Origin of the sequence: Mobiluncus mulieris, from assembly GCF_014204735.1 — a bacterium.
Classification (GTDB): Bacteria; Actinomycetota; Actinomycetes; order Actinomycetales; family Actinomycetaceae; genus Mobiluncus; species Mobiluncus mulieris.
The window spans coordinates 1,477,856-1,490,660 of sequence record NZ_JACHMA010000001.1 but is presented as its reverse complement, the minus strand read 5'-3'; the positions used below and the strand labels follow the sequence as shown (position 1 = coordinate 1,490,660).

At 54.8% G+C, this 12,805-nt stretch carries 11 protein-coding genes and 1 tRNA gene; 2 read left to right on the top strand and 10 right to left on the bottom strand.

The window, feature by feature from the left end:
• Positions 1–9 precede the first annotated feature (9 nt).
• Positions 10–654 (top strand): histidine phosphatase family protein, encoded by a 645-nt coding sequence (locus F4555_RS06775; RefSeq protein WP_004014325.1) that lies wholly within the window; start codon positions 10–12, stop codon positions 652–654.
• Positions 655–751: 97 nt separating this feature from the next.
• On the opposite strand, the gene ccmA is transcribed toward F4555_RS06775, so the two are convergent.
• The 6 genes from ccmA to F4555_RS06745 form a co-directional block, all read right to left on the bottom strand.
• Entirely contained in the window at positions 752–1,837 is a 1,086-nt protein-coding gene (ccmA, locus tag F4555_RS06770) for a heme ABC exporter ATP-binding protein CcmA (protein ID WP_103759184.1), read from the bottom strand.
• Positions 1,834–3,540 carry an ABC transporter permease gene (locus tag F4555_RS06765; RefSeq protein WP_260399991.1) on the bottom strand — a complete coding sequence of 569 codons (1,707 nt, stop codon included), beginning with the start codon at positions 3,538–3,540 and terminating at the stop codon, positions 1,834–1,836. Before F4555_RS06765 ends, ccmA begins: the two co-directional genes overlap by 4 nt.
• Entirely contained in the window at positions 3,524–4,567 is a 1,044-nt protein-coding gene (locus F4555_RS06760; protein ID WP_103759183.1) for an ABC transporter substrate-binding protein, read from the bottom strand. The genes F4555_RS06765 and F4555_RS06760 overlap by 17 nt, the downstream gene beginning before the upstream one ends.
• A gap of 96 nt (positions 4,568–4,663) precedes the next feature.
• Positions 4,664–6,070: an MFS transporter gene (locus tag F4555_RS06755; protein WP_115325910.1), complete on the bottom strand. Its 1,407-nt coding sequence runs from the start codon at positions 6,068–6,070 to the stop codon at positions 4,664–4,666.
• A 112-nt stretch (positions 6,071–6,182) separates the two neighbouring features.
• Positions 6,183–6,899: a response regulator gene (locus F4555_RS06750; RefSeq protein WP_115325911.1), complete on the bottom strand. Its 717-nt coding sequence runs from the start codon at positions 6,897–6,899 to the stop codon at positions 6,183–6,185.
• The gene (locus F4555_RS06745; RefSeq protein WP_004011896.1) at positions 6,886–7,701 is read right to left on the bottom strand and encodes a sensor histidine kinase; all 816 of its coding nucleotides are present in this window, start codon (positions 7,699–7,701) and stop codon (positions 6,886–6,888) included. Before F4555_RS06745 ends, F4555_RS06750 begins: the two co-directional genes overlap by 14 nt.
• An 84-nt stretch (positions 7,702–7,785) precedes the next feature.
• On the opposite strand from F4555_RS06745, the gene F4555_RS06740 reads away from it, so the two are divergent.
• Positions 7,786–7,858, top strand: a tRNA-Ala gene (locus F4555_RS06740).
• Positions 7,859–8,234: 376 nt separating this feature from the next.
• Here F4555_RS06740 and F4555_RS06735 read toward each other — a convergent pair.
• The 4 genes from F4555_RS06735 to F4555_RS06720 all read right to left on the bottom strand — a co-directional run bounded on the left by F4555_RS06735 (position 8,235) and on the right by F4555_RS06720 (position 12,767).
• A complete protein-coding gene (locus tag F4555_RS06735) occupies positions 8,235–9,752 on the bottom strand; it encodes a sensor histidine kinase (RefSeq protein ID WP_115325912.1) in 1,518 nt (505 codons plus the stop codon).
• A gap of 55 nt (positions 9,753–9,807) precedes the next feature.
• Positions 9,808–10,497, bottom strand: a complete 690-nt coding sequence (locus F4555_RS11440) for a winged helix-turn-helix domain-containing protein (RefSeq protein WP_115325913.1) — start codon at positions 10,495–10,497, stop codon at positions 9,808–9,810.
• Between the two features lie 41 nt (positions 10,498–10,538).
• Positions 10,539–11,192 carry a potassium channel family protein gene (locus F4555_RS06725; protein WP_004011899.1) on the bottom strand — a complete coding sequence of 218 codons (654 nt, stop codon included), beginning with the start codon at positions 11,190–11,192 and terminating at the stop codon, positions 10,539–10,541.
• Between the two features lie 120 nt (positions 11,193–11,312).
• Complete coding sequence (locus F4555_RS06720) at positions 11,313–12,767, bottom strand: TrkH family potassium uptake protein (RefSeq protein ID WP_115325914.1); 1,455 nt, start codon at positions 12,765–12,767, stop codon at positions 11,313–11,315.
• Between the last annotated feature and the right edge of the window lie 38 nt (positions 12,768–12,805).

Here is a 12,805-nt window from a genome sequence, read left to right as displayed (position 1 = left end):
GGGAAAGCGATGGAAAATACGGCGAAAACCTTGTTGCTGTGGCGCCACGGTCAAACCGATTACAACGCTGCCTTGCGTATCCAAGGTCAGATTGACATTCCGTTGAACGCCACCGGCGTGGCGCAAGCCGAGGCAGCGGCCGCGCAGCTGGCCACAGAACCGATTGTGCGCATTGTGTCTTCGCCGCTGGGACGCGCTGTCGCTACGGCGCAGTGTGCCGCGAAACTGCTGGGTTTACCGGTGGAAACCGACGCTCGCCTGCAAGAACGGGGTTTTGGCCAGTGGGAAGGCTTGACCGGCGAGGAAATCAAGGCGGGTTGGCCCGATGATTTCACCTCGTGGCGGGATTGGGGCGACCCGGATTCCGTGCGTACGGGGGTGGAATCGCGGCGCGCGGTGGGGGAGCGCCTGAGCCAGGCGTGCCGGGATTTCGCAGCGGACTTGTCAGCAGGACAGACGATGCTGGTGGTTTCGCACGGGTCGGCCTGCACCCAGGCAGTGACCACGCTTTTGGGGTTGGATTGCCGGGATTGGTTTGGGTTTCACGGTATGGATAACTGTCACTGGGCTAGGCTGGAGACCACGTCGCGTCACCCCGGTTGGCGGGTGCGCGGATACAACCTGGGTGCCTCGGACACTCGGTTGCGGCCGTAATCGGTGGCATCAGGGTGCGACGGTGTTGTGGCTACGGTGGCGCCGTGCGTTTTTTCGGTTTCACGAGGTGCTTGCCCGGATGCGTCCCTAAGCCAGATTATGGCAGTAACCAAGCGTCTTGGGCATTGAAATCCAAGGCCACGAAATCTCTGGGGCCAAAAGGAAACTGTGCGGCGTCGGCGCGGATTTTCAGGGTGCCGTGAATGGTTTCCACCAAAAAATTACGGTTTGCTCCGCAGAATTCGGTTTCCAACACCACCGCTATGTTAGCGTGAACCTGGGTTTCGCGGTTTTTGAACTTACTCTCAAAACGCAAGTGTTCGGGTCGCACCAGCAGCTGCGCCTTGGTGGTGCCAGTGGGAACTAAACCTGAAACCCATACGGTTTTCCCCAAAACATTTACCTGATAGCTCCCGGCGGTAACCGCGCTAATCGCGCAGGACAACAGATTAATATCGCCCAAAGCACGGGCGCAAACCACCGAGGTTGGGCGCAAATACATATCTTGGGGTCGCCCCACCCCTTCGATGTGCCCCCGGTGCATAACCAGGATTTTTTCGCCCAGAGCCATTGCTTCTTGCGGGTCGTGCGTAACTAACAAAACACTCATACCCCGGCGGCGTTGCGCATCCTTGATGTCGCGTCGTACCTGTTCTCGCGTGCTGGGATCTAGATTAGCGGTGGGTTCGTCGAGTAGGAGCAACCGAGGGTGCAGCACCAAAGCGCGGGCGATTGCCACTCGCTGGGATTGACCCGCCGATAATTCGGCTGGGAATCGGTCACTGATTCCCACCAGGTTCATAGTGGTCAACAGGACCTCGACGCGCTGCTGTTCCACGTGTTCCACTGCTTTGGTGCCTAGGGGAAATGCCACGTTTTGCGCCACGGTTAAATGTGGCAGCAAGGAATTCTCGTGTGGAATATACGGAGTGTCGCGCTGCGCCGAGGGAATTCCACAGTAGTCACGCCCATCAACGATAATAGTGCCGGCATCCGGGTTTTCCAGCCCCGCGATTAACCGCAGTAAAGTGGTTTTCCCGCTGCCAGAATCCCCGACAATAGTCACCATGCTACCGGCGTTAACATCGAGACTGTCGATGGTTATAGAGACGGATTTTTCGCCGCTGCCAAGGATTTTCTTTACTTTGTTGAGGTGAAGTTCCCCGGTACTTTTTTCAATCATGAGGTGCCTCCCGGAATTGCTACTGCCCCGATAGCCCGATGTTGGCGGCGTCGAAAGTGGGCACTGAGTACTTGGGAACCGGCAGTAATCAGGAATAAAATCGCACTGGAAAGGAACAAGTGCCCATAGTTCGCCCCATCCATCTGCGCCAGCATCGACATGGTTAAAACCTCCCAACTGGTAGAGGGTAGAAACGCCACCGTGGATAAGCTGGAAAGCACAGTTAAAAAGCTTAAACCGGTGGCTTTAATTATAGAGACCTTCAAGTTGGGGACGAGAATCTCGTTTTGTTGACGATCCTGTCTGATGCCTAAGGTGCTGGTGATTTCCCACCACAGCGGGTTGATACGGCGTAAATCAATCTCAATAATATTTATTGCCAGATTCAAACAACGCAGGGTATAAGCGATAACAATTGCTATTGCGCCTTGCCCCCATGAGGTGCCACCCACCAAGGTTGGCATTAGCTGGTAATCACCCCAACGCCAAGGGCGGGCAAAAGCGCACAGGAGGGCGAAAGTCAGTACACTGCTCGGCAGTTGCAAAGACAATCGAGTTATACCATAGAAAATTCTAGGTACGCATTTTTGTGGCCTGGCTAAGGAAATGCCTAGAGCCAAGAACGCAATCAGAGGAACGGCTATGGTTGCCAGTAAAAAGGAGTTACTCAGAGGGGCAACTAATGAAACTGCGGAAATGGTACCCGTAATCGGCTGATGTAACCATAGCCACGTGGTATGCAAAATCATAGCGCCAAGGGCTGCGGTTACCACCCACCCGATTAATGATTGACCTACAGCGATGCCAATCAAAACAAGGGCGAGGGGTTCAACTGGGGTCAGACAGGATCGCCATGTTTGATTGGAAAACCATCCGGAGCTGTAAAAGGCGGCCAGTGGGGGAGTGAAAGACCTGGTTAACAGGATTATGCCAAGACTAAATGTGGCGAGAATCAACGCGTAGACACTCGCGGTTTCCAGGCTGTTGGCAGAGACCGCCTGGGAATATAAGGCGGCTGTCAACACGCGATATTTTCCACCCAGCACTAATGGGGTGGCTAAGTCTGCTGCCGATTCCACCATTAGAATCATGAAAGCTTGCCTGATGGGTTGGCGCACCACCGGGAAAACCACGGATCGCATAATCTGGAAGTTAGAAACCCCTAAAGTGGCAACTCCGGTGAGCAGCTGTGGATTTATGGTACGCAACGCGGATAAGGTTATCAAATAGGCGGTCGGAGTCAGACTGATGATTTGACACAGGGAAATACCCCAGAAACCATACAAATCAAAACCGAACAAAAAGAAACCACTGAAGAGTATTCCAGAACGCCCGATTGATACAATCAGGATTACCGGAATAATAAAAGGACCCAGCAAGGAAGGAAACAGTAAGCCTCTATGCCACCAGATTTTTCCGGGCAAAGGTAAAACCGTAATAGCCAAGGCTGTTGTTGCCCCCAGAAATGTCCCTATAACAGCCACCATCAACGCTAATGCTATGGTGTTAATAATGAGCCTGTGTCCAGACGCCGATAAAGCTATAGCCTTTAAAGCCGAGAATCCACTCATGGAAAAGATTTTCGTAGCCATAAACAATAGCGGTACCGACGTGGTTAACAGCCCCAAGACCACGGAAACCCAAGTCCACAAGCGCAACCAAGGACTGAGCGGTAACACAGAAACATCACTGGACATTGACATCCTCAATTCCTCGCATTTCGTTGCGGTAACGGGCAATGAGGTGGTCGCGTTGGGCAGCCCAATGCTGGGGGTTCAAATGTATCAGGTGTTTTTTTGATGCGAGAAATTCTCGGGTGTGCTTCGAATCCAAGCGGGTTGGATACTGTTTGATACCAATCTGCATGGCTTGGCTCTGGGAACGCAGTGAAACCGCGTAATCAATGTAGGCACGAGCAGTTTTTTGGTGCTGTGAACCTTTAACCAGAGCTACCCCACCTACCTCGTATCCGGTTCCCGATCGGGGATAAATGCTGCGCAGCGGGGCACCATGAGTCTTTTTAGATCTTTCACAATGTGAATCAAACGCTAGGCCAACCGCCACTTCTCCGCGAGCCGCTATATTTGCCGGAGCCACGCCTGACTTGGTGTATTGCAATATATTTGCGTCCAAGCTTCGCAAATAAGCGAAGGCCGCGTCTTCGTGACCCAAGCGTTCAATCTGGGTGGCCACCATATTGAAAGCCGTCCCGGATGAAGTTGGTGCGGACATGGAAATCTGGGCGCGCAGCCGAGGATTCAGCAGGTCACTCCAATCTTGGGGAGGCGCCACCTGAAGTCTTTGCAAGACTGCAGTGTTTACACAAAAACACAGTATGCCCAGATAGATTCCAGTCCACTGATGCTTCGGGTCGCGCCACTGCGGATTCACCGCTGCCGCGTCTTTTGGTTGGTATGCCTGTAAAAGGCCTTGATTTTGTGCCTCTACGTAGCCTTCTAAGGGGCCGCCTTGCCACACATCAAACTCGGGTTTTTCTTTGAACAGTCGCATCCGATTGATAGCCTCATAAGTTGGCAGGCGAGTCATCGCGATTTGCTGGCCGGTCAATGCCTGGTAGTCCTGTCGCCAAGATTCGCAAACCTCGGCAGCTGCGGAGCATAACACCTGTAAAGAACCAGCTTTGGCGGCGTGGTTGTGCCAAAAAACAAGGCCAGAGAGGATTGCGGCACCAAGAACTACCGCCAGTAGTTGAGAAAGTTTTTTGGCCATGTAGCCTCCTGCGGTCAAGCCATGAAATGGGCGGGGCGCGCCGTCCCGCTCCAGTTGGAAGGCGCGCCCCTATTATCACTCGAATCTAGCAGTTAATCACTCTTTCGAGTATTTCTTCTGGTGGGCATTCATGAGTTGCCTCTCGCTTTTACCAATCACGAGCATCAACAAGACGGCTAGCACAGAAACTACAATCAGCACTATAAAGTAGGCGTTCCAGCCAAGTTGATGGGCAATCACACCCATGCCAGAAGAAGCGATGGTGGCACCTAGCAGGTATCCGAAAAGACCAGTGAAACCGGCAGCAGTTCCGGCCACATTGCGTGGCGACAGGTCGATGGCTTGCAAGCCAATCAGCATTACCGGACCATAAATCAGCGCGCCGATACAAGAAATCACGGCCATCAGCACGTAGAAGTTTGTGCCCACCGGCAGTAACCAATAAATAACGATGAACACGCCGGTCAAACTCAGGAACAGCAAGCCCGCGCCGCTACGCCAGCCTTTGAAAACCTTGTCCGCCACGATGCCACACAGCAACGTACCGGCAATACCAGAGAGTTCATAGAGCGAGAAACCGGCTATGCCGGAGGCCAGCTGCAAGTGGTGTTTTTCTTCGAGATAGAAGGGAATCCAATTCAAAACCCCGTAACGCATGGAGTAGACGAAAATATTGCACACCGCTAAAAGCACCACCACTCGATCGGTGAGTACATGGCGGAAAATAATCGTCCAATAGGACAGAGACTTTAGTTCCTCGTCTACGGCCTCAACTTTGGCGGGATCATCGCGGTACTCCTCGATTGGCGGCAGGCCTTCCGACTCGGGAGTGTCACGAATCATGAGGAAGGCTACGACTGCCACCACCAGGGCAACTAACGCATTAGCCCAGAACGCTGATTGCCATTGATCCCCAGTGATTTGCAGTCCCCAAGCCGCAATCATACCTACGAAGAACCCGCCCACATTGTGGGCGCAGTTCCACACGGCGGTCATAATGCCACGTTCCGAAGTGGAGAACCAGTGCACTAGGGAACGCCCGGAAGGAGGCCAACCCATGCCTTGGAACCACCCGTTGAGAAACATGACGGTGGCGAAGATACCCAGTGAGGCGGTAGCCCAAGGGGCTAGGGCAATCAATAGGTTTGTGAAAGCAGAGAGAGCCAGGCCTAGCGGCAGAAAATAACGCGCATTAGAACGGTCTGACAGGGTGGCCATAAAGAATTTGGACAGGCCATAGCTGATAAGCACAGCGTTGGCGATGATACCCACCGCCACTTTGTCATAGTTTAAGGCTTCGCCCAACAGTGGCCCTACCAGGGAAATGTTGTTACGTATCAAATAGAAAGCCGCATACCCTAGGAAGATTCCCATGAACACCTGGCGGCGCAAATGGGGGTATTTCTTGGCGATTTCCGTGTCGCTAAGCCGTGGCTTCGCGGGCGGAGCGGAAAAGAAATTCCGTTTCTTTGGCGCTGCTGGTGCCAAATTTTCAGTACTCATTAGCTTAATCACCTCGTCGTGTAGACAGTTTTGCAATTTCCATGCAAAACAAGCTTGGGTCACGCTTGGTAACAAGCAGTGTCGATGGGGGTCACACTTGGTAACAACGGTGTTACCTGGGGGATATTTCACGCATCAGGTAGCCGCGATACCTGACATTGCGGATTAGGTCGTCTAAACCGGTGGCTTGGTTCAAGATTTTGCGCAAGCGGTAAACCGTGGTTTTCAGGATTTCTTTACCTCCCGGGATTTGTGCCGACTCCCACACTTCGTTTAGTAAAACCCGAGTGGGCACGACCTCGCCGGCTCGGCGCAATAAAGCGAGACACAGTCGAGATTCGATTTCGCTCAGCGGGATGCGCTGGTTGCGGTATGTCAGCTCTAGGGCACTTACATCCATGCGTAGTTCCCCGTTTTCCAGTATTTCTGGGGTGTGCGCCTCGGGGCTAAAACGGCGTAGTACGGCTGAAGCTCGGAGGGCTAGTTCACGAGGCGAAAATGGTTTAGTGACGTAATCATCAGCCCCGGCTTCCAAGCCTTGCACGCGGTCTTCTTCCTCGCCCAAGGCGGTCAGCATTATTATCGGCGTGTCCATTCGAGATCGAATTCTTCGGCACAGTTCCACGCCGGAATAATCCGGTAGCATCAAATCCAGGATAATCAGCGCGAATTTCTCTTGACACACCATTGTCCAGGCTGCGGCGGCACTGCTGGCTGTCGCGGTGTGAAATCCCTTGGTTTCCATGGCAAAGGTTACGATGGAACGCATCTGTGGTTCGTCGTCGACCACCAGTACCCGCGAGGTGTTCAAGGCTTCATTGTCCATCATGGTCTTCCTTTGTAAGGGGTGGTTTTTCTGGCAGGGACACCAGAATTGTGGTGCCGTGTCCGTCAATTGTATCGACGAGTATCTTTCCTCCGTGTAGAGCCACGATTTTCTCGGTGATGCTCAGTCCTAAACCAACGCTGTTGCTGGCTGTTGACGAAATTTTAAAGGGTGTGAACAAGTCGGTTAGGTTTTGCAGTTGTAAGCCTTTTCCGCTGTCGGTTACGGAAAAGAACACGCCGGTGTCGGTTTTTGACACGCGCAACCGGATAGCTGTAGCGTTTCCGCCGTGTCGCAGGGCGTTATTAATGAGGTTCCACAGGGCTTGCTTTAGCAGTTTCTGATCTCCTTCTAGCCATATCGGGGCGGTATCGGTGTCCAGACTGATAGCGGTGGAATGGACTTTGCGGATTTCTTCGAGGATTTCTTGAGCCATGATGCGGCAGTCAAAACGTTGTAGATGCAGTTCAAATAGTTGGGCTTGGAGCCGGGCGGAATACAGGAAGTCTTCGGCCATGTCGATTACGATTTTGCTGTTTGACATGATGATGTCTACGAACTGTTGCTGTGTCGGGGTTAGGGGGCCGGCATCCTCACCGTCGAGGAGCTCTGCTGCGCCGACAATCAGTGATAGGGGAGTGCGAATTTCGTGAGTCAGTACATTAGGCGCGGCTAGTGGTCGATTTGATACCTGTCGCAGCATGGTGATTTCGCGGCGGTTGCGGCGCAGATGGTGCCACAACCAAATGTTGAGGCTTAAAGAGCCCGCAAGTGCTAATCCCAGCATGCCAATCCACCAAGACATACTCTCAGTTTAAGGCTCAAACTTCGTATGTCTGTCGCAATTTGCTTGGTTTGTGGTTTAGTCTATATACTGGTTGAGCACTTCGGGGCATTGGCGCAGTTGGTAGCGCGCTTCCATGGCATGGAAGAGGTCAGGGGTTCGAATCCCCTATGCTCCACCGGACAGACAAAACCGCAGGTCAGAGCGTATTCAGGGTTGCGAAATTGGGGTTAAAACTACCCAAAAACCACCTAAAATTATGGGGGTGTTCGTGGCGAGACGGGCTGCGGTGGAGGCAACTTCTACCAGCTTCAAAGCGGAGGGAAAACCCGGATTGGTTCAGTTGCCCACCGAGAATTTCGACGCTGGTTCGGGTCGTGGGGATGGCCAGTTTCGTGGCAGTGGCCTGCATAACATGTTCGACATATTGAATGTTCTCATTCCCCGGGGTGAGTGGTTTGAAAAACCGATACGACTACTAAAAACTCAAAATCAACACTTTTGTCCACTAAGCCGAATCCTGACCGAGGCGGTGAAGACAAGAATCGCGTCTCTCACCACTCGTCATCGTCATCATCAAAGGAATCTTCGGGTTCAGCGGTTATGGGGGAGGATTGCGCAGCTGACGAATCCAAGGAATCGGCGTAAGAGAACTCTGGGGACTGGGCGGAGCCGAAAGCTTCGGGGGAATCCGGGGTAAACGAGCGGGTTGTGCCCGGGGCGCCACCCCGGGAAGACGCCGCCGGGAAAGTGACTTCGATGCGAGTGCCCGAGCCCACCTCGGACTCCACGGTAATTTCGGCCTGGTGCAGCATGGCGGTGTGTTTCACAATCGAAAGACCCAGGCCGGTGCCGCCGGTTTCTTTAGAATGCGACTTGTCCACCCGATAGAAACGCTCGAAAATCCGTTCCTGATCCGCAACCGGAATCCCGATGCCGTCATCCGCTACTTTCAACTGGGTACACCCATCTACCAAGCCCACCCACACCTTGACGTAGCCGCCTTCGTGGTTGTACTTCACGGCGTTTTCCACCAGGTTAAACACCATTTCGTTCAACAGCAGCGCAACCCCTCGGGCAGAAGCATGCGTCCCTGACAAGCTCAAAGCCACAAATAACTCCATGGCACGCGGTTGCAGACGCGACACCACATCCTTGCAAATCTCGAAAATATCGACGTCGGTGGCATCGTCAGGCAAAAACCCCTCGTCCAGACGCGACAAATCCATAATGTCGCTAATCAAAGTCAGCAACCGGGTTGCCTCTTGTTGAATCCGATTAGCGAAACCCGGAATGTCTTCAGGCAACACCAGCCCGTTACGAATAATCTCGGCGTATCCGGAAATCGAGGTCAACGGGGTTTTCAACTCGTGGGACACATTGGCCGAGAACTCGCGCCGGGTTTTCACCGCCAGCTCCTTGTCGTGGTTTTTTTCCTCCAGGCGTTCCAATAGTGGCAATAACTCGGGATACGTAGGGTGGTCTGACTGTAAAGGATGATTCAAATCTATGGTGTGCAACGGGGCAATCAGAACCTGCGCTTGCTGTTTCGCCACCAGCAGCGCCAGCCCGAACACCACCAGCGCAATCCCAATCAACACCGGCAGACCCGCCAGTAAAGTAGCATAAACCGTGTCTTCGGTTTTCGCCACGCGAATTACTGTCCCATCCGACAGTGCCTTGGCATAATACGACATATCTTGGTTTAAAGTCACCGACTCTCGGGTGGAAGCCCCATGTTGGTCAGCGCGCGCCCGGCGCACCTCCGGGCGGTTATTGTGGTTTTCCATGTGCGAGGGGTCGAATTCGCTGTCAAAAAGCACTCGCCCGTCCACCCCTATCAAAGTGGTGCGGGTTCGTGGATTTACATGTTGATAATCCCGTAGCACCGCCAGCCGATGGTGCGGGTCTTGCCCGTTCAACCCCAGCGCCAACAATTCGCTTTTGTCCCGCAGGGTATCGTGGAAAATCGTGCGATTTTGCTGATAGAAAAACGCAATCACCCCCAGGTAGGACAACACCAGGGCTAGCGCCGCCACCAGAGTCATTGCCAAAAGGATACGTCTACGCATGAGGTGCCTTTCCGCTACGCGCCACAATCAGAGAATCGACTGGCCACTAACAAAATCAGCCGCCCTGCGAGGATACCTTGTACCCCACGCCCCGCACGGTTTTAATATACTTTGCGGCCTCGCCCAGCTTTTTGCGCAAGGTGCGGATATGCACATCCACCGTGCGGGTTTCCCCATGAAAGGAATACCCCCAAATCGAATCCAACAGCTGGTCACGCGAAAAAATGAATCCCGGTTGGGTCATAAGCTCCTCTAACAGCTGGTACTCCTTTAAGGTCAAGGTCACTGTTTCGCCATTCACCATGACGGCATGCCTAGACAAATTCAAAGAAATTGAACCCAAAGTCAGAATCTCTTCCTCGACGGAATCCTGCGTGCTCCGCGAGGAACGCCGCAACACTGCCCGTACCCGGCTGACCAGTTCCATCATCCCGAAAGGCTTAGTCACATAATCGTCGGCACCTAAATCCAAGGACTTGACCTTTTCGAACTCGGCTCCCCTGGCGGTGACCATAATAATCGGGATATCGGCGGTGGAGCGGTCGGCTTTCAAACGGCGCAGAATCTGGATACCGTCGGTGCCGGGCAACATAATATCCAACAGCACCAGTTCCGGGCGGGTTTTCGCCATCTCGGCGCGGAAAGCCTTGTCGTCTTCACAGCCGAACGCCTCGAAACCAGTGGAACCCAGGGTGTAAACCACCAGGTCGCGAATGTTGCGATCATCCTCAACGAAATAAATCACACTCCTATTATCCCCTGAAAACTCGATTTATGCGTCCACAACTACTTGCGTCCCCGGGTAATCCGGGTAATCGTCTTGACCGGCGCGACCACCATAATTAGGTCATCTTCATGCAGCACTGTGCCAGCGTGTGCTGTGCTCCATTCGCCGTCTTCGCCGCGAATCGCAGCGATAGAAAACCCCTCGCGTCGGCGCACATCCAGTTCCCCCAAAGTGGCGCGGCAATACTTTGGGTCGGGGGTGGTAATCACCAGCGCAAAACCGTGACCCAAATCCATGTAATCTGCAAAGGACTGCGCCACCAGGTGAGCCGCGCGTCGCCCCATCTCGGTTTCGGGGTAAAACACGTGCGTGATACCCATTTGCCCAAAAATCTCGCCCTGTTGGGGATTCGCGGCTTTCGCCCACACCTCGGGTCCCCCCAGGGACAGCAAAGCGGAAGCCGCCAGAATCGAGGCGGCTAAATCCCCGCCTATCGCCACGACAGCCGCGTTGAAATCCCCCACTGCCAGTTGTTCCAAAGCCTCGCGGCTGGTGGCATCGGCGCGCACAACGTGGCGCAAACTGCCGGCGGCATGTTGCACAACCTCGGCATCCTTGTCAATCGCCAGCACATCCACGCCTGACGCTTGCAGCTCGCGAGCCATCGCCAGCCCGAATCGTCCTAAGCCGATAACGGCGACACTGTTTATCATGTTGCTCCTTATTGTTTCCTATTGGGGTGGTTTTTCGGGGGGTGGCGGGGGTTGGGGGTGGCGCCTCGTGACGCCGTAACTAACGCGTTTTCACGAGGTGCCACCCGACATCCCTGGCGCTCACCCAATCAACGGATAATCCTTGGGCAGCTCATAGACCAAACGACGTTTGCGCGCTCCCCACGCGGTGGCGATGGTCAACGGCCCCAAGCGCCCCACCAGCATCAACGCAATCAACAAGGCTTGATTCGCTACTGGCAGACTCGGGGTGATACCGGTGGATAAACCCACGGTGGCCAGCGCGGAACACACTTCGAACAGGCTGCGGCTCAATCCCCAGGGGGTGGTCAGCACCATCAGGAACACCGAAATCCCCACCAAGCCGATGAACAGGGAAAACACGGCTAAGGCTTGGCGTTGCGCGGCGCGAGCCAGGCGCAGCCCAAGAATATTAATCGCCCCCGCCCCGCGCACTTCGCCCCACAGGGTGGCCAAAACCACGGCGGTGGTAGTAACTTTCAACCCGCCGGCGGTTCCGGCCGACCCGCCCCCCACCAGCATCAGCCCGTCGGTAACCAGCCAGGTTGCGGGGTACTGTGCCCCAATGTCGATAGCGTTGAAACCAGCGGTCCGTGGGGAGACGGCCGCGAAAAACGCGTTCAACAGTTTCTCGCCGGGATGGTGGGCTCCCAAGGTCGCCGGGTTATTCCACTCCAGGGCGGCCATCAGCACGGTGCCCCCAGCCACCAACACCGCCGTGCCCACCAGCATGATGCGCACATTGAGGTTCAACCGCCACCAATGCGGCCCTTTCACCCACAGCACCGCCCACACCGGGAAGCCCAGACCACCCACCAGAATCAGTACTGCCAGGGAACCCAGCACTACCGGGTCGTGGTTGAAACCGGTAACCGAATCCGTCCAGGGTGCAAAACCGGCGTTATTAAAGGCCGAAGCCGCCAGGAAAAATCCGTGAAACACTCCCATCGCCCCGCCCGGGACTTTCCCGGAAGCCCCCAGGCGCCAGGCGAGGATTACGCCGAAAATCATCTGGGCAACTAATGAAAACCCTAAAATCGCCGCCACGGTATGCTTTATTCCTCCCAGCGGAATACCCCTCAGGCTGTGCGCCGCGACTTCCCGGGTGTCGCTGGTGGCACGCCCCAAAGCCAGGCTGACCAGGCTGACCACCGTCATGGTGCCAATCCCGCCCAGCTCCATCAATCCCAGCAGCACCGTCTGGCCGAAGGGCGACCAGTAGGTGCCCGTGTCCACAACAATCAGTCCGGTTACGCAGGTGGCCGAGGCGGCGGTGAACAGCGCCACCGACAGGGGTGCTCCGCCGGGCAAGGCCGGCCCCAGGCTGGGTACCGTTTTGGTGGGGGGTTCATGAGGTGCTATCCCGGAGTTCGCAGCGGCGGGCAACGCCGGTGACTGGTCAAGAATCAGGTTTTCGCTCGCGCCGGTGCGAGCGACTGGCAGACAGAGCAAGACGGTGCCCGCTAGCATGGTTAGCAGGAAGGCTAGAATCACTATCCGTGAGGGCTGTAACGATCCGGTGCCGTCTTTTATCACTGGATAAGCATAAAACTTTACGCTGGCTTTGCAAATAG